This is a genomic window from Streptomyces canus (genome assembly GCF_041435015.1).
GTDB classification, from domain to species: Bacteria; Actinomycetota; Actinomycetes; order Streptomycetales; family Streptomycetaceae; genus Streptomyces; species Streptomyces canus_G.
Genome location: NZ_CP107989.1, coordinates 8,458,729 through 8,484,343 on the forward strand (window position 1 = coordinate 8,458,729; position 25,615 = coordinate 8,484,343).

Consider the following 25,615-nt stretch of genomic DNA (forward strand, 5'->3'; position numbering starts at 1 on the left):
GGGCACGGCGCCGCCCGGCGCGCCCACCGCGCGCGCCTGACCTCGGTGAACACCGAGGACGTGCCACGGACCCACGGCGGGGGTCCCCACCGGTCCACGGCGGGCGCCGGAACACCCCTGCCGATATGATCTGACTGATCGTCGACGACCATCCGCGGACGGCCGCCCACCAGTCCGCGGACATGGTTGCGAGCAGTGCGATCCGGGAGACGGACGTGACGACAGGCTGGCAGTTCTGGGTCGACCGAGGCGGCACCTTCACCGATATCGTCGCGCGACGCCCGGACGGCCGCCTGCTCACCCACAAGCTGCTGTCGGAGAACCCGGCCCGCTACGCCGACGCCGCGGTCGCCGGGGTCCGCGCGCTCCTGGACGGCTCCGGGGAACCCGTCGACGCCGTTCGCATGGGCACCACCGTCGCCACCAACGCCCTGCTGGAGCGCAAGGGGGAGCGGACCCTCCTCATCATCACCCGCGGTTTCCGCGACGCCCTGCGCATCGCCTACCAGAACCGCCCCCGCATCTTCGCCCGCCGCATCGAACTCCCCGAGCTCCTCCACGAGCGGGTCGTGGAGGCCGACGAGCGCGTCGCCGCCGACGGCACGGTGCTGCGCGCCCCCGACCTGGACGCCCTCGCGGGTCCCCTCCAGGAGGCGTACGACGACGGGATCCGGGCCGTCGCCGTGGTCTGCATGCACAGCTACCTCCACCCCGCCCACGAGCAGGCGATCGGACAGCTCGCCGCCCGCGTCGGCTTTCCGCAGATCTCGCTCTCCAGCGAGGTCAGCCCGCTGATGAGACTCGTCCCGCGCGGGGACACCGCCGTCGTCGACGCCTACCTGTCGCCGGTGCTGCGCCGATACGTCCGGCACGTCGCGGACGAACTCGAAGGCGTGCGGCTGATGTTCATGCAGTCGAACGGCGGCCTCGCCGAAGCTCGGCAGTTCCGCGGCAAGGACGCCATCCTGTCCGGCCCCGCAGGCGGCATCGTCGGGATGGCCCGCATGTCCCAACTGGCCGGTTTCGACCAGGTCATCGGTTTCGACATGGGTGGCACCTCCACCGACGTCTCGCACTTCGCGGGCGAGTACGAACGCGTCTTCACCACCCAGATCGCCGGTGTCCGGCTGCGCGCCCCCATGCTGGACATCCACACCGTCGCGGCCGGCGGCGGCTCGGTCCTGCACTTCGACGGCTCCCGCTACCGTGTAGGGCCGGACTCGGCGGGCGCGGACCCGGGCCCGGCCTGCTACCGGGGCGGCGGCCCGCTCGCCGTCACCGACGCCAACGTGATGCTCGGCCGCATCCAACCCGCCCACTTCCCCGGGGTGTTCGGCCCGGACGGCGACCAGCCCCTCGACGCCGAACTCGTCCGCGACCGCTTCACCGCCCTCGCACGCGAGATCCGCGAGCGGACCGGTGACGACCGGACTCCCGAACAGGTCGCCGAGGGATACCTCCAGATCGCCGTCGCCAACATCGCCAACGCCGTCAAGCGGATCTCCGTCCAGAAGGGCCACGACGTCACCCGCTACGCCCTCACCACCTTCGGCGGGGCGGGTGGCCAACACGCGTGCATGGTCGCCGACTCGCTCGGTATGCGCACGGTCCTGGTGCCGCCCATGGCCGGTGTTCTGTCCGCGCTCGGCATCGGACTCGCCGACACCACGGCCATGCGTGAACAGTCCGTCGAGGCCCCCCTGGAGCCCGCCGCGATGTCCGGTGTCCTCAAGACCGCCGATGACCTGGAGAGCGCCGCCCGCGCCGAACTCCGCGCCGAGGACGTCCCCGAGAAACGTATCCAGGTCACTCGCCGCGCCCAGCTCCGCTACGACGGCACCGACACCCCCCTGACCGTCGAGCTGAGCGAACCGACCACGATGAGGCACGCCTTCGAGGAACGTCATCGCGCCACATACTCCTTCACCCTCGACCGCCCGCTCGTCGTCGAAGCCCTCTCCGTCGAAGCCACCGGCATCACCGAACCCCCCGATCTCTCCGCCCTGGCCCTCTACCAGGGCGGTCCCACCGCCCCCGAAACCGTCCGCCTCCACACGGCCGGCACCTGGCGCGACGTCCCCCTCCACCGCCGCGAGGACCTGCCCCCCGGCGAGACCGTCACCGGCCCCGCGATCATCACCGAGACCAGTGCGACGACCGTCGTCGACGACGGCTGGCGGGCCGTGACGACCGACGACGGGCATCTGGTCATGGAACGCATGACGATTACGGAGAGTTCCGATCTCGACACACATGCCGACCCGGTTCTGCTCGAGGTCTTCAACAACCTCTTCATGTCCATCGCCGAACAGATGGGCGCCCGGCTGGAGTCCACGGCCCAGTCCGTCAACATCAAGGAACGCCTGGACTTCTCCTGCGCCCTCTTCGACCCGGACGGAAACCTGGTGGCCAACGCCCCACACATCCCCGTCCACCTGGGTTCCATGGGCACCAGCGTCCAAGAGGTCATCCGCAGGCGCGGGTCGTCCATGAACCCCGGGGACACCTACGCGGTCAACGACCCGTACCACGGCGGCACCCACCTGCCCGACGTCACCGTGATCACCCCGGTGTTCGACGCGAAGACCACGGAGAGTGAGCAGAGGATCCTCTTCTACGTCGCTTCCCGCGGCCATCACGCCGAGATCGGCGGCATCGCCCCCGGCTCCATGCCCGCCGACAGCAGCACCATCGAGGAGGAGGGCGTCCTCTTCGACAACTGGCTGCTCGCGGAGAACGGTCGCTTCCGAGAGGAGGAGACCCTCCGTCTGCTCACCGAGGCGCCGTACCCCTCCCGCAATCCGAAGACCAACCTCGCCGACCTCCGCGCCCAGATCGCCGCCAACCGCAAGGGCGTCGACGAAGTCGGCCGCATGATCGAGAACTTCGGTCTCGACGTCGTCCAGGCGTACATGAAGCACGTCCAGGACAACGCCGAAGAGGCCGTGCGCCGGGTGATCGACGCACTGGAAGACGGCGAGTACGCCTACGAGACCGACTCGGGCGCCGTCATCCAGGTCCACGTGCGCGTGGACCGCGAAAACCGCTCCGCCACCGTCGACTTCACCGGTACGTCCGCCCAGCTGACCACCAACTTCAACGCGCCCTTCGCGGTGGTCAACGCGGCTGTCCTGTACGTGTTCCGGACGCTCGTCGACGACGACATCCCGCTCAACGACGGCTGTCTGCGCCCGCTGGACATCGTCGTACCGCCCGGCTCCATGCTGGCGCCCGAACCGCCGGCCGCCGTCGTCGCGGGCAACGTGGAGACCTCGCAGGCCATCACGGGCGCCCTGTATGCGGCGCTAGGCGTCCAGGCCGAGGGCTCCGGCACCATGAACAACGTCACCTTCGGCAACGAACGGCACCAGTACTACGAGACCGTGGCCTCCGGGTCCGGCGCGGGCGAAGGCTTCCCCGGCGCGCCCGCGGTCCAGACCCACATGACCAACTCGCGGCTCACGGATCCCGAGGTCCTGGAGTGGCGACTGCCCGTACAGCTCGACGAGTTCGCGCTGCGGCCCGGCAGCGGCGGCGCCGGAAAGTGGCGCGGCGGAGACGGTGCCGTACGTCGTATCCGGTTCCACGAGCCCATGAAGGTCTCCACCCTGTCCCAGCACCGTAGGGTGCCCCCGTACGGTATGGCGGGCGGCGAGCCCGGTGCGCTGGGCGCCAACCGCGTGGAGCACGCGGACGGTACGGTCACCGAACTCGCCGGTCGTGACTCGGCGGACGTCGGCCCCGGCGACGTACTCGTCATCGAGACCCCCGGCGGCGGAGGCTATGGCCCGCCGTCGACCCAACACCCCCAGCAAGCAGGAGAAGAGACCAATGATCTTCGGGCGTTCTGAGCGCGGCAAGCCCCCGGTCGAGCCCGTCACGCTCAAGATCCTGGTGGCCGGCGGCTTCGGCGTGGGCAAGACCACGTTCGTCGGCGCGGTCAGCGAGATCAGGCCGCTGCGTACCGAGGAACTGCTGACCGAGGCAGGACGCCCGGTCGACGACACGAGCGGTGTCGAGGGCAAGCGCACCACCACCGTCGCCATGGACTTCGGGCGCATCACCCTGCGCGACGACCTGGTGCTGTACCTGTTCGGCACACCCGGGCAGGAACGGTTCTGGTTCATGTGGGACGAGCTCTCCGAAGGTGCCCTCGGAGCCGTGGTGCTTGCCGACACCCGCCGCCTGGAGGACTGCTTCGCGGCCGTCGACTACTTCGAGCGCCGCTCCATACCCTTCCTCGTCGGTGTCAACTGCTTCGAGGGAGCTATCCGTTACCCGGAGGAGGATGTACGCCAGGCCCTCGACCTCGACGCGGACGTACCGATCGTGCTGTGCGACGCCCGGCACAAGCAGTCGGTCAAGGACGTCCTGGTAGGCGTCGTCCAGCACGCCATGGCGTACTCGGCGCGGCGCCGTCAGACCGTCACCACCTGAGACACGGGTGCGGCCCGTACCCCCGCCGACAGGGGTACGGGCCGCGGCTTCTCGGCACCACGCGCGCGTGCCTAGTTCTCGCCGTCCTCTTCCCAGCCGAAGCTCTTCTCCACGGCCTTGCGCCAGTTGTGGTACTGACGGTCCCGGACGGACGCCTCCATGCTCGGCGTCCACTCGACGTCCTTCTGCCAGTGGGACTTCAGCTCGTCGAGGTCGTTCCACACGCCGGTGGCGAGCCCGGCCGCGTACGCGGCACCCAGGCACGTGGTCTCGGAGACCTTCGGCCGGACCACCGGCACGTCGAGCACGTCCGCCTGGTGCTGCATGAGCAGGTTGTTCTTGGTCATGCCGCCGTCCACCTTCAGGGTGGTGATCTGCACCCCGGAGTCCTGATACATGGCGTCCACGACCTCGCGCGTCTGCCAGCTCGTCGCTTCGAGCACCGCGCGCGCGAGGTGCGCCTTGGTGACGTACCGCGTGAGACCCGTGACGACGCCGCGCGCGTCGGAGCGCCAGTAGGGCGCGAACAGGCCGGAGAAGGCGGGCACGATGTACGCGCCGCCGTTGTCCTCGACGCTCGCCGCCAGGGGTTCGATCTCGTCGGCGGTACGGATGATGCCGAGCTGATCGCGGAACCACTGGACCAGGGCGCCCGTGATGGCGATCGACCCCTCCAGGCAGTACACCGGCGCCTCACTGCCGATCTTGTAACCCATCGTCGTCAGCAGCCCGTTCTTCGAAGGGACCGGCCGATTGCCCGTGTTGAGCAGCAGGAAGGATCCCGTGCCGTACGTGTTCTTCGCCGTACCCACGTCGTAGCAGGCCTGCCCGAACACGGCGGCCTGCTGGTCGCCCAGCGCGGACGCCACGGGCACGCCCGCCAGTTGGCCGACCGCGGTGCCGTAGACCTCGGCGGACGACTTGATCTCGGGCAGCACGGCGTCGGGCACGTTCATCGCGGACAGGATGGACTGATCCCACTGGAGGGTCTCCAGGTTCATCAGCATGGTCCGTCCGGCGTTCGTCACGTCGGTGACGTGCTGTCCGCCGTCCGTGCCGCCGGTGAGGTTCCAGATCAGCCAGGAGTCGATGGTGCCGAAGGCGATCTCACCGTTCTCGGCCCGTGCGCGCAGCCCCGGCACGTTGTCCAGCAGCCAGGCCGCCTTCGGTCCCGAGAAATACGTGGCCAGCGGCAGTCCGGTCTGCTCGCGGAACCGGTCCTGCCCGTCGGAGCCGCCGAGTTGCCTGGTCAGCGCCGCTGTGCGGGTGTCCTGCCACACGATCGCGTTGTGCACGGGCTTGCCCGTCGCGCGGTCCCACAGGACCGTCGTCTCGCGCTGGTTGGTGATGCCGAGCGCGCTGAGCTGGTCGGCCCGCAGCCCGGCCTTGGCGATCGCTCCGGCGACGACGGCCTGCACCTTGGACCAGATCTCGGTGGCGTCGTGCTCCACCCAGCCGGGCTTGGGGAAGATCTGGCGGTGCTCGCGCTGGTCGACGGCCACGACCGCGCCGTCCTGGTTGAAGATGATGCAGCGGCTGGAGGTGGTGCCCTGGTCGATAGCGGCGACGAACTTGTCCGTCATGACGTCCCCTTCGTCGGTTCCTGCACAAGGCTGCGTTTCGCAAGGGCTGTGTTTCAGAAGGCCGCGTGGAAGATCACCCCGGACAGCGCCCCGCCGATCAGCGGTCCCACCACCGGGATCCACGCGTAACTCCAGTCCGAGGTGCCCTTGTTGGGAATCGGCAGCAGGGCGTGGACGATGCGCGGGCCCAGGTCACGGGCCGGGTTGATGGCGTATCCGGTGGGCCCGCCGAGCGACAGACCGATGCCGACGACCAGGAAGGCGACGACGAGGACCGCGGTACCGGACTCGCCGAGTCCCTTGGTGAGGCCGAAGGCCAGGATCGGCAGGACCAGGCCGATCGTCGCGATGATCTCCGTGATCAGGTTCGCCACGGGATTGCGGATCGCGGGCGCGGTGGAGAAGATCCCGAGCGTCGGCTGGGCGATCTCCTCCTCGGCGTTGGCCTGGAACTGCGCGAAGTAGACCAGCCAGCACAGGACCGCCCCGAGCATCGCGCCGACCATCTGACCGGCGATGTAGACGGGAACCTGGTCCCAGTCCCCGGTGTCGACGGCGATCCCGAGGGTCACAGCGGGGTTGAGATGCCCGCCGGACAGCGGTGCGGCGGTGTACGCCCCGGCGAGCACGCCGAAGCCCCAGCCGAACGCGATGACGACCCAGCCGGAGTCCTTCGCCTTGGAATAGTTGAGGACGACGGCAGCGACCACGCCGGCGCCGAAGAGGATCAGAATCGCCGTACCGATGACCTCGCCGAGGAATACGTCTCCGTTGCTCATGGCGGCTCCTAGGCCCTGGCCCGGGACGTTCCCGCCCCGGTCCTCCGTGCAGGGTTGCGGTTCCCTTGGCGAACTGCCGAGAGCAGGGAGAATCCCGCGCCCCGCCCGGCGTCCGCGACGAGCGTGCCGTCGCAGCCGAATCGCCCGTGGGGGAATGGGCCTGAGCTCGTGGGGGGCCCGCGCGGCGTGGTGCCTGGATGCGCCGAGAATGTACGGCGATGTCGACTGACACCGGAAGTGTTCACCGGGCCCCGGGGGGCGTCAAGGTCGCCGACGGCAACGGTTGGGACGCGCGGTCGAACCGCCTCGCCCCATGGGCAGCGCCGGCCGGAGCCCGAACGGCGCCCACCGGTCGTGCCTTCAGCCCCTGCCCGGCTCCGCCACCGCATACACCGTCGAAGGGGCCTCAGCGCCCCCTGCGCGCCGGATCTCGTGCCCAGGCAGTCCTGCCCGCCCCACGACCCAGATCGCCCCGCTGAGCGTCTTCGCGGCCTTCTTCAGCGGCGCCAGACACGCGGCCGCCTCCCTGCGGTCCGCGACACTGCCGGGCAGGCACTCCACGGTGGCCAGGGACAGGGGCACGGGCCGCCCGCCCGCGGACCGGGTCCCTCCGATCACCTCACGGTGATCACCGCGGAACCGTGTCCGAACAGCCCCTGGTTGGCGGTGATTCCCACGCGCGCGTGCTCGACCTGCCGGGCACCCGCGTCGCCCCGCAACTGCCAGGTGAGCTCGCAGACCTGGGCGATCGCCTGGGCCGGGACCGCCTCGCCGAAGGAGGCGAGTCCGCCGCTCGTGTTGACGGGTATGCGTCCGCCCGGCGCCGTCGCCCCCTCGCGCAGGAGCTTCGCGCCCTCGCCCTCCGCGCACAGTGCGAGGTCCTCGTACCACTGCAACTCCAGGGCCGTGGACAGGTCGTAGACCTCGGCGAGGGAGAGATCCTCCGGCCCGACGCCGGCCTCCTCGTAGGCCGCGCGCGCGATCGACGCACGGAAGGTGCCGTCGGCGGGCTCGACCGCGGCGGCGGAGTCCGTCGCGATGTCGGGCAGGTCCAGCACCGTGTTCGGATACGTCGGCGTCACCGTCGACACCGCCCTGATCCGCACAGGCTCGGCCACACCCCTCCGACGCGCGAACTCCATACTGGAGAGCACGAGCGCCGCACCGCCGTCCGAGGTGGCGCATATGTCGAGCAGCCGCAGTGGATCCGCCACGACGGCGGAGGCCGCGACCTCTTCCGCGCTCACCCGCTTGCGGTACCGCGCATACGGATTCAGCGCCCCCAGGGCCGCGTTCTTCACCTTGACCTGGGCGAAGTCCTCCACCGTGTCCCCGTGCACGGCCATGCGCCGCCGCGCGTACAGCCCGAAGTAGGTCGGGTTGGTCGCGCCGAGAACCCGGAAGCGCAGCCAGTCCGGATCGTCGGGCCGGTCGCCGCCCGCGGGGCGGAAGAACCCCTTCGGTGCGGCATCGGCCCCCACCACGAGCACCACGTCGGCCAGTCCCGCGAGGATCTGGGCCCGCGCGGCGGCCACCGCCTGCGCCCCGGACGCGCATGCCGCGTACACGCTGGCGACACGGGCCCCCTGCCAGCCGAGCGCCTTGGCGAAGGTCGCCCCCGCCACATAGCCCGGATAACCGCCCCGCACGGTGTCCGCGCCGACGATCGAGCCGACGTCCCGCCACTCGAGGCCCGCGTCGGCCAGCGCCGCGCGGGCGGCCGCCACGCCGTACTCGACGAATCCGCGCCCCCATTTGCCCCATGGGTGCATGCCCGCGCCGAGCACCGCCACCTCTCCCGTCATGCCGTCACCCCCGTCGGCCGCCAGTGCCATGTCGTCCAGATCGTCTCGCCGTCCTCATGGAGCACACCGGGGACGACCTCCACCTCCGCGCCCACTGCCAGGTCGGCGACCGTGACCCCGGGAACCGCCTGCCCCAGCACCACGATCCGCTCGGCGGCCAGCTCCACAGCGATCAACGTGTACGGCTCCCACGGAAGTTCCGGAACGGTCACATACGGTGACGGAGGCCGGTACCGGCTGTCCGTGTACGACCAGACGCGACCGCGCCGCGAAAGGGGAATCTCCGCCAGATCGCCACTGTCGCATCCGGGGTTGCGACAGTGGCTGTCCTCGCGCGGGAAGAAGACCGAGCCGCAGGCGGAGCAGCGGGTCCCGAGAAGCGTGAAGTCGTCTCCCTCACCGGCGAACCACCCGGTGACCACAGGTGTGCGTGTGCGCGGCAAGACCCCTCCCCGGGCCGAATCTGACGGAACGTCAGAAGTGTCGCACGGGCGGCTCCAAAGAGGCAGAGGGCCCAACGGAACCGGAGTACCCGATGATCAGATACAGTCCGCCGCGTGTCCGAAACTCAGCACTCCACCCCCAACTCCGCACCCGGCTCCCACTGTTCGAGCTGCGGAGCGCCCTACGGAGAGGGCGTCGCGGGCTGGCCCCGCACCTGTCCCGCCTGCAACACGGTGGCCTACCGCAACCCCCTGCCGGTCGCCGTCGCACTCCAGCCCGTGTACGACACACAGGGCACCGCCCTGGTCGTCATCACCCGAACCATCGCCCCTGCGCGCGGAGGCATCGCCCTGCCCGGCGGTTACCTCGACGACCGCGAGGACTGGCGGCACGCCCTGGTTCGCGAACTCAAGGAAGAGACGGGCATCGACGCGGCGAGCCGCGACGTGCGGCTCGTAGACGCGCTGAGCTCGCCTGACGGGCACCTGCTGCTGTTCGGGGTGTTGCCGGAGCGTCCCGCCGACGGCCTCCCACAGCCCGCCGCCACCGACGAGACGGAGGGCTGGCACCTCCTGCGCAGGCCGGAGGAGCTCGCCTTCCCGCTGCACACGCTGGCCGTACGGGCCTGGTTCGAGGGCCGCTACGTCTGATCCTCAGCGCGCTCCCAGCCCGCGCAGCCGCACCGGGTGGGACGGCTCGCTCACGCCGTCCTCGCCCTCCCGCTGAACGACCACCTTCCGGCCCTCCCAGCGGGCGACGTAACGTTCGATCTCCGGTTCGTCCCAACCGTCGCCCGCGTCCGCAACGACCAGTCCGCCCCCGCTCCGCCCCCGGGCGGGCGCCCACACCTCCAGTTCGAGACCGCCGTCGTCCCCCTGTACCGGAATCACGGCGCCCGCGCGCGCGAGTACCGGGATCCGCGACAGCGGGGCGTCGACGAGCACCTGTCCCGGCCCCTCGTAGACCTTTTCCGTGGCCGTGTCGTACCAGCGTCCCCGCGGCAGTTGAACCGCACGCCGGTCGCTGCCCGGATCGAGCACCGGTGCCACGAGCAGGCAGTCACCCAGCAGAAAGGCGTCCTCGCAGTCCCGCAGGGCACGGTCCTCGGGCGCGGACCACCACACGGGCCGGACATAGGGCGCACCGGTACGCCGGGCCAACTGCGCGAGCGTCATGAAGTACGGCAGCAGCCGCCGGCGTTCCACGAGCGCCACGCGCGCGTGCTCCAGCACCTCGGCTCCGAACTCCCACGGCTCCCTGCGCCCTGCCCGCAGACTCGCGTGGGTCCGGAACAGCGGCAGGTATGCGCCGAGTTGGAACCAGCGCAGATACAGCTCGGGCGAGGGGTGCCCGTCGTAGCCGCCCACGTCGGGCCCCGAGTACGGCACCCCGCACAGCCCGAGCCCCATCACGAGCGACAGCGAAGCCCGCAGCCCCGGCCAGCCGGTGGCCACGTCACCGGACCAGGTGCCGCCGTATCGCTGTATGCCGGCCCATCCGGAACGCGACAACAGGAAGGGCCGCTCGTCCGGCACCAGGTCGCGCAGTCCCTCGTATCCGGCCTGAGCCATGCACAGCGCGTAGATGTTGTGCGCCTCCCGGTGGTCACCGCTGCGGCCCTCCAGGGAGTGCCTGGCCGACCGCGGCAGGGTGGACTCGCCGAACGCGTTGAAGGACGTGGGCTCGTTCATGTCGTGCCAGAAGCCTGTGAACCCCGCCGTGAGCCTCTCCTGGTAGAGGCGACCCCACCAGGCACGCACGCGTGCGTGCGTGAAGTCCGGATAGACGGCCTCACCGGGCCACACGACCCCTTCCACGAGCCGCCCCGACGCGTCCCGCACGAAGGCGTCCTCGGCCGTCCCGCTGTCATGGACCGCGTTGCCGGGCGCGGCCTTGACCGCCGGGTTGACGATCGACACCAGCCGGATCCCGTCCCGCAGCAGTTCCTCGGCCAGTTGGGGCAGCTTGGGAAACCGCCCCTGGTCGACCGTGAACACCTGGTGCTCGTCGTAGTGGTCTATGTCCAGATGGACGGCATCGAGCGGCAGCGCCCGCTCCTGGTAGCCGGCGACGATCCGCCGCACCTCCTGCTCACTGCCGAAGCCCCAGCGGGCGTGATGATGGCCGAGCGCCCACGACGGCGGCAGCGCGGGCGCACCGGTCAGCGAGGCCCAGGCGAGCAGCACGCGCGCGGGAGTGCCCACCATCACCCAGCAGCGCAGCGGACCGCCGGCCATCCGCACCTCGGACATCCCCACCAGGTCGTGCCCTGAGCCGGCGCCCTCCTCGCCCTCCCGCAGGGTCACGGTGCCGTCCCACGAGGTGTCGTGGAACACGAGGTGGGTGGCGGCGTCGGCCACCACCAGCTGCACCGGCATCGTGACGTACAGCGGATCGTCGCCCGGCCCGAACGCCCGGCCCGGGTCGGTGTTCCACAGCCGGTACGTTCCGTCCCGCAACCTAGGCCCCGACGCCCGTCCCCCCAGCCCGAAGAACCGTGCGTCGGCGGCCACCTCCGACCGCTGCATCCAGCGCGCCTCGCCGCCGCCCACCGGCTCCCACCAGCGGGGCGGCAGATCCCGGCGCAGGGTCACCCCGCCGGGCGTACGTACCTCGACCGCTCCGTGCCGCGACACCACGACTGTCGCCCGCTCGGCCACGACCCGCCAGCCGCCGTCCTTGTCCGGCTCCAGAACCGCCCGGGGATCCGGCTCCGGACAGCGGCCCGCCAGCGCGTACGACGGCTCCGGCTCGGCCCCGTCCCACCCCCAGAAGACCGCCCCGTTCACCGCCACGACGATCCGCAGCTCGGAGCGGCTGAACCGGACGACACCCCCACCGGGACCCGGCTCGACGTCCTGCATCAGCCCCGGCACCCGCGCCCGCTCGGCCCCCCGCTCCGGCAGCCCGACGGCGTCGGTACGCCTCCTGCGCCACGCGGCGCGCACGGTACGCAACCCCTGGGGCGCCCCCGCCGAACCAACCGCCTTCACCGAACGCACCAGGTCACGACCGTTCATGCTGTTCACCCTGCCACTCACTGCTTCACCCGCGCGTGTCGTTCAACTGGCGTTCACCCGTGCCGGGGCCACATCTTCACGACACGGACTATGTGGGGCGCACCCTGGCGTAGAAGTTGATCACATGGCATCGTCCCTGTCAGCCGCGTCACGCGCACACCCCTGGCCCGTGCGCGGGAGACGCACACGACGCGCAGAGTCCGGGAGCCCCCATGTCGACCGAGAATCCCCAGCCGCTCTGGCAGCCAGATCCGCAGCGCATCGCCCGGTCCCAGGTCACCAGGTTCCAGGCGTGGGCGGCCGAACACCACGGCGCCCCGGCCGACGGAGGCTACGAGGCCCTCCACCGCTGGTCGGTGGACGAGCTGGAGCCGTTCTGGGAAGCAGTCACCCAATGGTTCGACGTACGGTTCTCGACGCCCTACGCGCGCGTGCTGGGCGACCGCTCGATGCCCGGCGCCGAGTGGTTCCCCGGCGCCACCCTCAACTACGCCGAGCACGCCCTGCGCGCGGCCGCGACCCGCGCGGACGAACCCGCCCTCCTTTACGTCGACGAGACCCATGAGCCGCGCCCGGTGACCTGGTCCGAGCTGCGCCGCGAGGTCGGCTCCCTGGCCGCGGAGCTGCGCGCTCTCGGCCTCCGGTCCGGAGATCGTGTCAGTGGCTACCTCCCGAACATCCCGCAGGCGGTCGTCGCCCTGCTCGCCACGGCCGCGGTGGGCGCCGTCTGGACCTCCTGTGCCCCCGACTTCGGCGCTCGCAGCGTCCTGGACCGTTTCCAACAGGTGGAGCCGGTCGTCCTGTTCACTGTCGACGGGTACCGCTACGGCGGCAAGGAGCACGACCGCCGCGAGACGGTCGCCGAACTCCGCCGCGAACTGCCGTCCCTGCGCGCGGTCGTCCACATCCCGCTCCTCGGCACCGAGGCTCCGGAAGGCGCCCTGGAGTGGGATGCCCTCACGAGCGCGGACACGGATCCGGTCTTCGAACAGGTGCCCTTTGCGCACCCCCTGTGGGTGCTCTACTCCTCGGGCACGACAGGCCTGCCGAAGGCGATCGTCCAGTCCCAGGGCGGCATCCTCGTCGAGCACCTCAAGCAGCTCGGTCTGCACTGCGACCTCGGCCCCGAGGACCGTTTCTTCTGGTACACCTCCACGGGCTGGATGATGTGGAACTTCCTCGTCTCCGGCCTCCTCACGGGCACGACCGTCGTCCTGTACGACGGCAGCCCCGGCTACCCCGACACGGGCGCCCAGTGGCGGGTCGCCGAACGCACGGGCGCCACGCTCTACGGCACCTCGGCCGCGTACGTCATGGCCTGCCGCAAGGCCGACGTGCACCCAGGCCGCGACTTCGACCTGTCGAGGGTGCAGTGCGTGGCCACCACCGGCTCACCGCTTCCGCCCGACGGCTTCCGCTGGCTGCACGACGAGGTTCGTGAGGATCTGTGGATCGCCTCCGTCAGCGGGGGCACGGACGTGTGCTCGTGCTTCGCGGGCGCCGTACCGACCCTGCCCGTGCACATCGGCGAGCTCCAGGCACCGAGCCTGGGCACCGACCTGCAGTCCTGGGATCCGAGCGGCCAGCCCCTGATCGACGAGGTGGGCGAGCTCGTCGTCACCAATCCCATGCCGTCGATGCCGATCCGCTTCTGGAACGACCCCGATGGAAGCCGCTATCACGACAGCTACTTCGACACCTATCCCGGAGTGTGGCGGCACGGCGACTGGATCACCGTCACCTCGCGCGGCTCGGTCGTCATCCACGGCCGCTCCGACTCGACGCTCAACCGCCAGGGCGTCCGCATGGGTTCGGCCGACATCTACGAGGCCGTGGAGCGACTCCCCGAGATCAAGGAGTCCCTGGTCATCGGTATCGAGCAGCCCGACGGCGGGTACTGGATGCCGCTGTTCGTGCAACTGGCTCCGGGAGCCGTCCTCGACCAGGCACTCCTCGACCGCATCAAGGCGACGATCCGCGAAAACCTCTCACCCCGCCACATCCCCGACGAGGTCATCGAGGTCCCCGGCGTCCCGCACACCCTCACCGGGAAGCGCATCGAGGTCCCCGTCAAGCGCCTCCTCCAGGGCACCCCTCTGGAGAAGGCGGTCAACCCCGGCTCCATCGACAACCTCGAACTGCTCCACTTCTACGAGGACCTGGCCCGCAAACGCGCCTGACGGAGCGGTTCATCCACCGTAGGTGGCCTCGGACTCACCGAGCACGCCGGCGAAGTCCGAGGCCAGCCGCGCCGCATCGGCCGGCTCCAGCTCAGCGGCCGTGATCCGCACGCCCGGACCGGCCGACAGCCGGAACCTGGCCCCGGCCGCCACCCACCAGCCGTACGACCGCAGTCCGTTCACCACGGCCGACTCGTCCCGGACGGGCACCCACACATTCATCCCGCTCGCCCCGTGCGCCTTGATGCCACGGTCGCCGAGCTCCCGTACAAGAGCGTTCCGGCGCAGCGCATAGGTCTCCTGGGCACGAGCGACCAACGCGCGCGTGCTGTCGTCGGTGAGAAGCCCGTACACCGTCTCCTGGAGCAGATGACTGACCCAGCCGGACGTCAGCAACAGCCGACCGTCGTGCCGACCCAGTGTGATCGGATCACACGCGGCGGCGGCCCATCTCAGGTCCGTCCCCAGGAACTTGCTCACCGTCCGCACATGCACCCAGCGCGGCAGCCCTGCGCCGGTCAGCGTCCGCAGGGGTGCGTCGGCGACGGCGGACGCATGATCGTTCTCCACGACCAGCACCTCGGGGTGTTCCCGGAGCACACCCAGCAGTGCCTCCTGACGCTCGGCGGAGAAGCGACCGCCGTACGGATTCTGCGCCCGCGGACTGCACACGAGCGCCCGCGCCCCGGCCCGCAGCGCTTCACGTACGGCCTCGGGCAACACTCCCTCGTCGTCGACGGCGACGGGGACCATGCGCAGCCCCAACGCCGTGACCAGATCCAGCAGGTGGTGATATCCGGGATCCTCCATGGCGACGGCGTCACCGGGCCGTAGCTCCACGGACAGCAGCCGTCCGACCAGATCCAGCGCCCCGTGTGCGAAGGTCACGTGCTCCACAGGTACGCCCTCGGGTCGCAGCCACGCGCGAACGGCGTCCTCGAGTCGTGCCAGCCGGGGCGTCGAACGGTGCGAACGAGCGCCGGGGGACAGCCGGGAGGGTGGCACCAGTCCGGGGAGCAGCTGCGGATCGGGGTGACCACCCGCCAAGTCCCGCAGACCCTCGGGCACTTTGGGCGGCCGACGAGACGCCACCGTCGGGGCCGGTGCCACCACGGTCCCACCCCGACCCTGGGTGACCACGATCCCGCGCTGCCGCAGTTCCTTGTACGCCGTCGCGACCGTCCCCGGGCTCACGCCGAGGTCGTCCGCGAGGCGGCGCACCGGAGGCAGTGCGGCTCCGGGCGCCATGGAGCCCTCAGCCACGGCTCGTTCGGCGGACTCCGCAATTCCCTTGGCCGTCGTCCCACTGATCCCATATTGTGTTGCCACATTACAGAGTATGTATCAGTACATAACTGAAAGCAAGCAGGCAAGGGGGAGCAGTGCATCCGCTACGGCGCGCGGCAGCTTGGTCGAGAAGCGTTCCCGGAGGTCGCGACGGGCGCAGAATGCTCGCCATCGCGCTCGTCGACCGGATCGGCAGCGGACTGTGGGCCTCCGTCTCCGTCCTCTACTTCACCTACGTCTCAGAGCTCTCCCTGGCCCAGGTCGGCACCCTGGCCGCTGCCGCAGGCGCGATCGGCATCGCAGGGGCACCGTTCGGCGGCAAGCTCGCCGACCGCTTCCCCATCACCCGGGTCCTGCTGACCGTCCAGCTCATTCGTGCCGTGGCCTCCTGCGCACTGCTCACCACCGACAACTACGCACTGCTCATCGCCTTCTCAGCGGTGGGCAGCCTCGGCGACCGCGCCGCCAGCATCCTCACCAAGCTCTACGCCACCCGGGTCGCAGGGCCGGACCGCGTCCGCTACCAGGCCTTTCACCGCACCGTCGCCAACGCGGGCTGGGCGCTGGGAGGCCTCACCGCCGCAGCGGCCCTGGCGCTCGCCACCACCACCGCCTACCAGTGGCTCCTCGCCGGCGACGCCCTGTCCTTCATCGCCTCAGCACTACTCACCCTGCGTTGCGGCGAACCCTCGTCCCCCTCCCGCACCGTCATCACCTCGAAGCACCCGGCCCCGACCACCAGACCGACGAATCCGTGGCACGACCGCACCTATCTCGCCTACGTCGCCACTGAGACCGTCCTCTTCCTCGACGACGCCGTGTTCAAGGTCGGCCTGCCTCTGTGGATCGCACACGAGGCCAACGCACCGAACGGACTCGCACCACTCCTGATGGTCCTCAACAACGTCATGGTCGTGGCACTCCAGGTCCCCCTCGCCCGATTCGGCACCACCACGGCGGCTGCCCGGAACCTCCTCCTCCCGCTCTCCGTCACCTTCGCCCTGGGCGGCACCGTCATGGCACTCGCGGCCACGGGCGGAGCCGTCACCGCCACAGCGCTCCTCACCGTCGCGGCAGCGGCCTTCACCATGGCGGAGATGCTGCACGCCACCGTCTCCTGGGAACTCTCCGTCGCCCTCGCCCCCGACACCGCCCAGGGCACCTACCTCGGCGTCCACGGCCTGGCCCAGTCCGTGCAGCGCACCTTCGGACCACTCGCAGTCACCGCGGCCATTGCCACCGGCCCGGCAGGATGGGCCGCCTTCGGCACAGCCATAGCCCTGACCTGCACAATCCAGCATCGGCTGGTCCGCGCACGTCTCACTCAGACCTCATTGTCAGTGCCGCCGGTTACTGTGAGTGAGAATTGATCGACTGCGCACAGGGGGAAACATGGCGCACACCGACCACCAGACAATGCGACGCGTCCTGCGCCGCGAAATCGCCGGAACCATCGGCCTGCTCACCGACGAACACGACTTCCGCGCCATGCGGCGCTACCGCAGCTTCACCTTCGACGACCACGCGACGTACCTGAAACAGGTCGAAGACCTCCTGAGGACCCGCGCCTCACAGGGCAGCCACACCACCGTCGCCCTCTTCGACCCCCAGGAGTACGCCGAGTTCTGCGAGGAGACGGGCCTCAACCCGGACGTCCCGTCGAGCCGAACACGCTTCACGGCAGAACTCGCCAACACCGGACCGACGCTCCCGTACGAGGGCCAGCCTCTCACCGACCTCGTGCCCGCCCTCGTGGATGAAGCCGTCCGCCAGGCCACGTGGGAGTACGCGACCACCCTCCTCGCCCGCCTCGGTGCCTGCGGTTCCTGCGGGGAGGACATCGGCCGCGCGGCCTTCACCCGCGCCTCCGACCTCCTCGTCCGGATCCTCGACACGGCCCGGCCGGGCGAACACCACCTCGTCTGCAGCGTGACCGGCACACCGGAAACCCTCGTCGCCGTCCTCCACTCCGACGAGAACACCGAGGGGGCCGTCCAACTCGACGAGGCCGAGGCCCTCGAATTCACCACGGTCCTCGCACTCGGCATCGCCACCCAGAGCCCCGGCGGACTCGTCATGCGCACCAGCGCCCCCGGGACCACCGACCGCATCTACGGCTGGCGTCTGCGCGGCGACGGCCTCGAGCCCCTCACCGCGGGAGAAGTCTTCGACGCCTACTGCACCGATATCGACTCCGGCGACCTGATCTCCCCGGAATCGGACGTCGACTACTGCGTGCCGCCCGACCTCGGACCGGAAGGACAGACGTCGCGCCACAGTCACTGAACACAAAGAGGGCGCTCCACCCACGGGTGGAGCGCCCTCCAGGAACCTTCAGCCAGACCTCTCCGGTTCGACTACTCGCCCGACAGCACCGCCTGGGCCGCGTCGCGCGCGTCCTCGGCACTGTCGGCGGCCCGCGCGGCGGCGGCAGCACGCTCGCACTGAGCCAGCGTGTACTTCGCCAGCGTCGCCCGGACATAAGGGAGGGACGCCGCACCCATGGAAAGCGAGGTGACCCCGAGACCGGTCAGCACACAGGCGAGCAGCGGGTCGGACGCGGCCTCACCACAGACACCACAGCTCTTGCCCTCGGCCTTAGCTGCCTCGGCGGACAGTGCGACCAGGTCGAGCAGCGCCGGCTGCCACGGATCCTGCAGCCGCGACACCGCACCCACCTGACGGTCGGCGGCGAAGGTGTACTGCGCGAGATCGTTGGTCCCGAGTGAGAGGAACTCGACCTCCTGCAGGATCGACCGCGCCCGCAGAGCGGCCGAGGGAATCTCCACCATCGCGCCGAACTTCGCCTGCAGCCCTGCCGCGCGGCACGCGTCGGCGAACGCCCTGGCATCGGCGCGGTCCGCCACCATCGGGGCCATGACCTCAAGGTAGACGGGCAAGCCCTCGGCGGCCTTCGCGAGCGCCGTCAGCTGAGTCCGAAGCACGTCGGGGTGATCGAGCAGCGTCCGCAGTCCACGCACACCCAGCGCCGGGTTCGGTTCGTCGGACGGCGTCAGAAAGTCCAGCGGCTTGTCCGCGCCCGCGTCCAGCACACGGACGACCACACGCCCCTCGGGGAACGCCTCGAGGACCTGGCGATACGCCTCGACCTGCTTCTCCTCGGACGGAGCGTTCTTGCTGTCGTCGAGGAAGAGAAACTCGGTACGGAAGAGACCGACGCCCTCGGCTCCCGCTTCGACCGCGGCGGGCACGTCGGCCGGACCACCGACGTTGGCCAGCAGCGGCACCTTGTGGCCATCGGCGGTGGCACCCGGACCCGTCGATGCGGCGAGCGCGGCCTTCCGCTCGGCGGCAGCGGCCTCCAACTGGGCCTTCTTCTCATCGCTCGGGTTCACGAAGATGTCACCGGTGCTGCCGTCGACAGCGATGACTGTGCCCTCGGCCAGCTCACCAGCACCCGGCAGCGCCACAACGGCCGGCACACCCAGCGCCCGCGCCAGAATCGCGCTGTGGCTGGTGGGTCCGCCCTCCTCGGTGACGAAACCGAGAACGAGCGTCGGGTCCAGCAGAGCGGTGTCGGCAGGCGCGAGATCACGCGCCACCAGCACGTACGGCTCGTCACTGTCCGGGACGCCAGGCATGGGCACCCCGAGCAGACGGGCGACGATACGGTTCCGCACGTCGTCGAGGTCGGCGACGCGACCGGCCAGGTACTCGCCCGCGCCCGCCAGCAGCTCGCGGTACGCGGCGAACGCGTCGTACACGGCGCGCTCGGCCGTGCTGCCGACGGCGATACGCCGGTCCACGTCTGCCATCAGCTCGGGGTCCTGGGCCATCATGGCCTGCGCTTCGAGCACCGCCTGGGCTTCACCCCCCGCCAGATTGCCGCGCGCCAACAGGTCGGCCGCCACAGCCTCCACGGCCTTGCGGGCGCGCCCCTGTTCACGCTCCGCGTCCTCCGACGGAATCTGCTTGGCAGGCGGCTCAAGTACCGCCGTTCCCATGTGCCGAACCTCGCCGATCGCCACACCGTGGCTCACGCCGACGCCTCGCAGCGTTGTCTCCATCTCACCCGTCTCCGATAGTGCGGCGGGTCCCGCCGCCGCGGTGGTTACTTGCCGTCGTAGGACGGTACTGACGTCACTTCCATACGAAGAGGCTGTCGTCGGCCTTCACATCGCCGTCCTCACGGAGTTCGGAGAGGGCCTCGGCCGTGGCCTCCAGAGCCACGACCGGGCAGACCGCGGACTTTCCGGCGGCCTCGACGGCGGCCGGGTTCCAGCGCACGATCGCCTGACCGCGCGTGACGGTGTCGCCCTTGTTCACCAGCAGCTCGAAACCCTCGCCGTTGAGCTGCACGGTGTCGATGCCGAGGTGGACGAGCACGCCGTGTCCCTGTTCGTCCACGACGACGAACGCATGGGGGTGGAGAGAGACGATCACACCGTCGACGGGGGCGACGGCCTCGGACGGTTCGCGCACGGGATCGATCGCCGTACCCGGGCCGACCATGGCCCCGGAGAAGACCGGATCGGGCACGGCGGCCAGTCCGATGGCGCGTCCGGCAAGAGGGGACGTCACGGTGGTCATGGGAAGCCTCCCAGGGGTGGAGCTGCGTATATGCACCGTCGCTGCTTGTCCCGGACGGCGCTGTCCAGCAGCGTATGGCATGTGAAGTGCGGGTTCCGCAGAAAAGATACCGCTAAGTGGTCTAGACCACCAGCCCAACGGATTTGCACCCTCTTCGCGGCCCCGTGTACAGTCGTACCCCTGCTTGAGGCCGAGCGGCGCCACCGAGCGTCCCAGCCTGGCAGCACCCAACTTGTCAGATCCTATCTCTGGATCATCTTCTGCATGCTTGCAGGACGGTGGTCAGAGGGCCGGAAAAACACTGATAGAGTTTGGGAACACCGAAGGGAAGCGCCTGGAGGAAAGCCCGAGAGGGTGAGTACAAAGGAAGCGTCCGTTCCTTGAGAACTCAACAGCGTGCCAAAAATCAACGCCAGATATGTTGATACCCCGTCTCCAGCATCTGCTGGGGCGAGGTTCCTTTGAAGAAAACACAGCGAGGACGCTGTGAGCGACCGCCTTATTCCGGTGGTCGCTCCGCTCTCGTGATGTGTGCACCCGATTACGGGTAAACATTCACGGAGAGTTTGATCCTGGCTCAGGACGAACGCTGGCGGCGTGCTTAACACATGCAAGTCGAACGATGAACCACTTCGGTGGGGATTAGTGGCGAACGGGTGAGTAACACGTGGGCAATCTGCCCTTCACTCTGGGACAAGCCCTGGAAACGGGGTCTAATACCGGATACCACTACCGCAGGCATCTGTGGTGGTTGAAAGCTCCGGCGGTGAAGGATGAGCCCGCGGCCTATCAGCTTGTTGGTGAGGTAATGGCTCACCAAGGCGACGACGGGTAGCCGGCCTGAGAGGGCGACCGGCCACACTGGGACTGAGACACGGCCCAGACTCCTACGGGAGGCAGCAGTGGGGAATATTGCACAATGGGCGAAAGCCTGATGCAGCGACGCCGCGTGAGGGATGACGGCCTTCGGGTTGTAAACCTCTTTCAGCAGGGAAGAAGCGAAAGTGACGGTACCTGCAGAAGAAGCGCCGGCTAACTACGTGCCAGCAGCCGCGGTAATACGTAGGGCGCAAGCGTTGTCCGGAATTATTGGGCGTAAAGAGCTCGTAGGCGGCTTGTCACGTCGGGTGTGAAAGCCCGGGGCTTAACCCCGGGTCTGCATTCGATACGGGCTAGCTAGAGTGTGGTAGGGGAGATCGGAATTCCTGGTGTAGCGGTGAAATGCGCAGATATCAGGAGGAACACCGGTGGCGAAGGCGGATCTCTGGGCCATTACTGACGCTGAGGAGCGAAAGCGTGGGGAGCGAACAGGATTAGATACCCTGGTAGTCCACGCCGTAAACGGTGGGAACTAGGTGTTGGCGACATTCCACGTCGTCGGTGCCGCAGCTAACGCATTAAGTTCCCCGCCTGGGGAGTACGGCCGCAAGGCTAAAACTCAAAGGAATTGACGGGGGCCCGCACAAGCAGCGGAGCATGTGGCTTAATTCGACGCAACGCGAAGAACCTTACCAAGGCTTGACATACGCCGGAAAGCATCAGAGATGGTGCCCCCCTTGTGGTCGGTGTACAGGTGGTGCATGGCTGTCGTCAGCTCGTGTCGTGAGATGTTGGGTTAAGTCCCGCAACGAGCGCAACCCTTGTTCTGTGTTGCCAGCATGCCCTTCGGGGTGATGGGGACTCACAGGAGACCGCCGGGGTCAACTCGGAGGAAGGTGGGGACGACGTCAAGTCATCATGCCCCTTATGTCTTGGGCTGCACACGTGCTACAATGGCAGGTACAATGAGCTGCGATACCGTGAGGTGGAGCGAATCTCAAAAAGCCTGTCTCAGTTCGGATTGGGGTCTGCAACTCGACCCCATGAAGTCGGAGTTGCTAGTAATCGCAGATCAGCATTGCTGCGGTGAATACGTTCCCGGGCCTTGTACACACCGCCCGTCACGTCACGAAAGTCGGTAACACCCGAAGCCGGTGGCCCAACCCCTTGTGGGAGGGAGCTGTCGAAGGTGGGACTGGCGATTGGGACGAAGTCGTAACAAGGTAGCCGTACCGGAAGGTGCGGCTGGATCACCTCCTTTCTAAGGAGCACTTCTTACCGATCCCTACGGGGTGAGGTCAGAGGCCACTACGCAGGCACACGTTCTGCGGTGGTTGCTCATGGGTGGAACGTTGATTATTCGGCACTTTCAGTCATCTCGGGCTGCCAGTACTGCTCTTCGGAGCGTGGAAAGCTGATCATGAGTGGCGAGGGTGTCGGGCACGCTGTTGGGTGTCTGAGGGAATGAACCCCCTCGATGCCGGCCCCAGTGAACTCGGAGTGAAGCTCCGGGGTGATGGGTGGCTGGTCGTTGTTTGAGAACTGCACAGTGGACGCGAGCATCTGTGGCCAAGTTTTTAAGGGCGCACGGTGGATGCCTTGGCACCAGGAACCGATGAAGGACGTGGGAGGCCACGATAGTCCCCGGGGAGTCGTCAACCAGGCTTTGATCCGGGGGTTTCCGAATGGGGAAACCCGGCAGTCGTCATGGGCTGTCACCCATACCTGAACACATAGGGTATGTGGAGGGAACGCGGGGAAGTGAAACATCTCAGTACCCGCAGGAAGAGAAAACAACCGTGATTCCGGGAGTAGTGGCGAGCGAAACCGGATGAGGCCAAACCGTATGCGTGTGAGACCCGGCAGGGGTTGCGCATTCGGGGTTGTGGGATCTCTCTTCTGTCGTCTGCCGGCGACAGGACGAGTCAGAAACCGTTGATGTAGGCGAAGGACATGCGAAAGGTCCGGCGTAGAGGGTAAGACCCCCGTAGTCGAAACATCAGCGGCTCGTTTGAGAGACACCCAAGTAGCACGGGGCCCGAGAAATCCCGTGTGAATCTGGCGGGACCACCCGCTAAGCCTAAATATTCCCTGGTGACCGATAGCGGATAGTACCGTGAGGGAATGGTGAAAAGTACCGCGGGAGCGGAGTGAAATAGTACCTGAAACCGTGTGCCTACAAGCCGTGGGAGCGTCGGACATCAAGCTTGCTTGGTGTCTCGTGACTGCGTGCCTTTTGAAGAATGAGCCTGCGAGTTTGCGGTGTGTTGCGAGGTTAACCCGGGTGGGGTAGCCGTAGCGAAAGCGAGTCCTAATAGGGCGTTTGAGTAGCACGCTCAAGACCCGAAGCGGAGTGATCTAGCCATGGGCAGGTTGAAGCGGAGGTAAGACTTCGTGGAGGACCGAACCCACCAGGGTTGAAAACCTGGGGGATGACCTGTGGTTAGGGGTGAAAGGCCAATCAAACTCCGTGATAGCTGGTTCTCCCCGAAATGCATTTAGGTGCAGCGTCGTGTGTTTCTTGCCGGAGGTAGAGCACTGGATAGGCGATGGGCCCTACCGGGTTACTGACCTTAGCCAAACTCCGAATGCCGGTAAGTGAGAGCACGGCAGTGAGACTGTGGGGGATAAGCTCCATGGTCGAGAGGGAAACAGCCCAGAGCATCGACTAAGGCCCCTAAGCGTACGCTAAGTGGGAAAGGATGTGGAGTCGCAGAGACAACCAGGAGGTTGGCTTAGAAGCAGCCACCCTTGAAAGAGTGCGTAATAGCTCACTGGTCTAGTGATTCCGCGCCGACAATGTAGCGGGGCTCAAGCGTACCGCCGAAGTCGTGTCATTCATACAATAGGGCCAACGCCTGTATGGATGGGTAGGGGAGCGTCGTGTGCCGGGTGAAGCCGCGCCGGAAGGCAGTGGTGGACGGTTCACGAGTGAGAATGCAGGCATGAGTAGCGATACACACGTGGGAAACGTGTGCGCCGATTGACTAAGGGTTCCTGGGTCAAGCTGATCTGCCCAGGGTAAGTCGGGACCTAAGGCGAGGCCGACAGGCGTAGTCGATGGATAACCGGTTGATATTCCGGTACCCGCTGTGAAGCGTCAAACACCGAACCTATTGATGCTAAGGCCGTGAAGCCGTTCCGGACCCTTCGGGGAATGGAAAGTGGTGGAGCCGCCGAACCAAGGTGGTAGTAGGTGAGTGATGGGGTGACGCAGGAAGGTAGTCCAGCCCGGGCGGTGGTTGTCCCGGGGTAAGGGTGTAGGACGTCAGGTAGGTAAATCCGCCTGGCAATAGTCTGAGACCTGATGCCGAGCCGATTGTGGTGAAGTGGATGATCCTATGCTGTCGAGAAAAGCCTCTAGCGAGTTTCATGGCGGCCCGTACCCTAAACCGACTCAGGTGGTCAGGTAGAGAATACCGAGGCGTTCGGGTGAACTATGGTTAAGGAACTCGGCAAAATGCCCCCGTAACTTCGGGAGAAGGGGGCCATCACTGGTGAGAGGACTTGCTCCTCGAGCTGGGGGTGGCCGCAGAGACCAGCGAGAAGCGACTGTTTACTAAAAACACAGGTCCGTGCGAAGCCGTAAGGCGATGTATACGGACTGACGCCTGCCCGGTGCTGGAACGTTAAGGGGACCGGTTAGTCACATTTCGGTGTGGCGAAGCTGAGAACTTAAGCGCCAGTAAACGGCGGTGGTAACTATAACCATCCTAAGGTAGCGAAATTCCTTGTCGGGTAAGTTCCGACCTGCACGAATGGCGTAACGACTTCTCGACTGTCTCAACCATAGGCCCGGTGAAATTGCACTACGAGTAAAGATGCTCGTTTCGCGCAGCAGGACGGAAAGACCCCGGGACCTTTACTACAGTTTGATATTGGTGTTCGGTTCGGCTTGTGTAGGATAGCTGGGAGACTGTGAAGCTTGGACGCCAGTTCAGGTGGAGTCGTCGTTGAAATACCAGTCTGGTCGTGCTGGATGTCTAACCTGGGTCCGTGATCCGGATCAGGGACAGTGTCTGATGGGTAGTTTAACTGGGGCGGTTGCCTCCTAAAGAGTAACGGAGGCGCCCAAAGGTTCCCTCAGCCTGGTTGGCAATCAGGTGTTGAGTGTAAGTGCACAAGGGAGCTTGACTGTGAGACCGACGGGTCGAGCAGGGACGAAAGTCGGGACTAGTGATCCGGCGGTGGCTTGTGGAAGCGCCGTCGCTCAACGGATAAAAGGTACCCCGGGGATAACAGGCTGATCTTCCCCAAGAGTCCATATCGACGGGATGGTTTGGCACCTCGATGTCGGCTCGTCGCATCCTGGGGCTGGAGTCGGTCCCAAGGGTTGGGCTGTTCGCCCATTAAAGCGGTACGCGAGCTGGGTTTAGAACGTCGTGAGACAGTTCGGTCCCTATCCGCTGCGCGCGCAGGAATATTGAGAAGGGCTGTCCCTAGTACGAGAGGACCGGGACGGACGAACCTCTGGTGTGCCAGTTGTTCTGCCAAGGGCATGGCTGGTTGGCTACGTTCGGGAGGGATAACCGCTGAAAGCATCTAAGCGGGAAGCCTGCTTCGAGATGAGTATTCCCACCCCCTTGAGGGGTTAAGGCTCCCAGTAGACGACTGGGTTGATAGGCCGGATCTGGAAGCCCAGTAATGGGTGGAGGTGACCGGTACTAATAGGCCGAGGGCTTGTCCATATTTGCTCGCGTCCACTGTGTT

Annotated in this window: 14 protein-coding genes, 2 rRNA genes and 1 pseudogene; 8 read left to right on the forward strand and 9 right to left on the reverse strand. The window is 67.6% G+C overall.

Going from position 1 to position 25,615, the window contains the following annotated elements; all coding sequences use genetic code 11:
- Positions 1-215: 215 nt before the first annotated feature.
- Positions 216-3,851, forward strand: coding sequence for a hydantoinase B/oxoprolinase family protein (locus tag OG841_RS38645; protein ID WP_371568965.1), 3,636 nt, complete (start codon positions 216-218; stop codon positions 3,849-3,851).
- The gene (locus tag OG841_RS38650; protein WP_328637147.1) at positions 3,832-4,437 is read left to right on the forward strand and encodes a GTP-binding protein; all 606 of its coding nucleotides are present in this window, start codon (positions 3,832-3,834) and stop codon (positions 4,435-4,437) included. Before OG841_RS38645 ends, OG841_RS38650 begins: the two co-directional genes overlap by 20 nt.
- A gap of 71 nt (positions 4,438-4,508) precedes the next feature.
- On the opposite strand, the gene glpK is transcribed toward OG841_RS38650, so the two are convergent.
- The 5 genes and pseudogenes from glpK to OG841_RS38675 form a co-directional block, all read right to left on the reverse strand.
- A complete protein-coding gene (gene glpK, locus OG841_RS38655; protein ID WP_371568967.1) occupies positions 4,509-6,020 on the reverse strand; it encodes a glycerol kinase GlpK in 1,512 nt (503 codons plus the stop codon).
- 53 nt (positions 6,021-6,073) lie between these two features.
- Positions 6,074-6,799, reverse strand: a complete 726-nt coding sequence (locus OG841_RS38660; protein WP_328637145.1) for an MIP/aquaporin family protein — start codon at positions 6,797-6,799, stop codon at positions 6,074-6,076.
- 360 nt (positions 6,800-7,159) lie between these two features.
- Positions 7,160-7,399, reverse strand: a pseudogene (locus tag OG841_RS38665) (diguanylate cyclase); the annotation flags it as partial.
- A gap of 14 nt (positions 7,400-7,413) precedes the next feature.
- Complete coding sequence (locus tag OG841_RS38670; protein WP_365119979.1) at positions 7,414-8,604, reverse strand: lipid-transfer protein; 1,191 nt, start codon at positions 8,602-8,604, stop codon at positions 7,414-7,416.
- Positions 8,601-9,026: a Zn-ribbon domain-containing OB-fold protein gene (locus tag OG841_RS38675; RefSeq protein WP_328643483.1), complete on the reverse strand. Its 426-nt coding sequence runs from the start codon at positions 9,024-9,026 to the stop codon at positions 8,601-8,603. Before OG841_RS38675 ends, OG841_RS38670 begins: the two co-directional genes overlap by 4 nt.
- Positions 9,027-9,161: 135 nt before the next feature.
- Here OG841_RS38675 and OG841_RS38680 point away from each other — a divergent pair, with 135 nt between their 5' ends.
- Entirely contained in the window at positions 9,162-9,698 is a 537-nt protein-coding gene (locus tag OG841_RS38680) for an NUDIX domain-containing protein (protein WP_326670420.1), read from the forward strand.
- Between the two features lie 3 nt (positions 9,699-9,701).
- Here the strand turns inward: OG841_RS38680 and OG841_RS38685 are convergent, their stop codons facing one another.
- Positions 9,702-12,068 (reverse strand): glycoside hydrolase family 31 protein, encoded by a 2,367-nt coding sequence (locus OG841_RS38685; RefSeq protein ID WP_371568970.1) that lies wholly within the window; start codon positions 12,066-12,068, stop codon positions 9,702-9,704.
- Positions 12,069-12,280: 212 nt separating this feature from the next.
- Here OG841_RS38685 and OG841_RS38690 point away from each other — a divergent pair, with 212 nt between their 5' ends.
- The gene (locus tag OG841_RS38690) at positions 12,281-14,248 is read left to right on the forward strand and encodes an acetoacetate--CoA ligase (RefSeq protein WP_365119845.1); all 1,968 of its coding nucleotides are present in this window, start codon (positions 12,281-12,283) and stop codon (positions 14,246-14,248) included.
- Positions 14,249-14,257: 9 nt separating this feature from the next.
- On the opposite strand, the gene OG841_RS38695 is transcribed toward OG841_RS38690, so the two are convergent.
- Positions 14,258-15,577 carry an aminotransferase class I/II-fold pyridoxal phosphate-dependent enzyme gene (locus OG841_RS38695; RefSeq protein WP_371568973.1) on the reverse strand — a complete coding sequence of 440 codons (1,320 nt, stop codon included), beginning with the start codon at positions 15,575-15,577 and terminating at the stop codon, positions 14,258-14,260.
- 119 nt (positions 15,578-15,696) lie between these two features.
- Here OG841_RS38695 and OG841_RS38700 point away from each other — a divergent pair, with 119 nt between their 5' ends.
- Positions 15,697-16,905, forward strand: coding sequence for an MFS transporter (locus OG841_RS38700; RefSeq protein WP_371568976.1), 1,209 nt, complete (start codon positions 15,697-15,699; stop codon positions 16,903-16,905).
- 22 nt (positions 16,906-16,927) lie between these two features.
- Positions 16,928-17,821: a hypothetical protein gene (locus OG841_RS38705; protein WP_328637140.1), complete on the forward strand. Its 894-nt coding sequence runs from the start codon at positions 16,928-16,930 to the stop codon at positions 17,819-17,821.
- A gap of 71 nt (positions 17,822-17,892) precedes the next feature.
- Here OG841_RS38705 and ptsP read toward each other — a convergent pair whose 3' ends face one another.
- Positions 17,893-19,563 (reverse strand): phosphoenolpyruvate--protein phosphotransferase, encoded by a 1,671-nt coding sequence (gene ptsP / locus OG841_RS38710; protein ID WP_371568978.1) that lies wholly within the window; start codon positions 19,561-19,563, stop codon positions 17,893-17,895.
- Between the two features lie 73 nt (positions 19,564-19,636).
- Positions 19,637-20,086: a PTS sugar transporter subunit IIA gene (locus OG841_RS38715; RefSeq protein ID WP_266378267.1), complete on the reverse strand. Its 450-nt coding sequence runs from the start codon at positions 20,084-20,086 to the stop codon at positions 19,637-19,639.
- A 554-nt stretch (positions 20,087-20,640) separates the two neighbouring features.
- Between OG841_RS38715 and OG841_RS38720 the strand changes: the two genes are divergently transcribed.
- A 16S ribosomal RNA gene (locus OG841_RS38720) occupies positions 20,641-22,166 on the forward strand.
- 306 nt (positions 22,167-22,472) lie between these two features.
- Positions 22,473-25,593: ribosomal RNA gene (locus OG841_RS38725) — 23S ribosomal RNA — on the forward strand.
- Together the 16S and 23S rRNA genes form the textbook arrangement of a ribosomal RNA operon.
- Positions 25,594-25,615 lie beyond the last annotated feature (22 nt).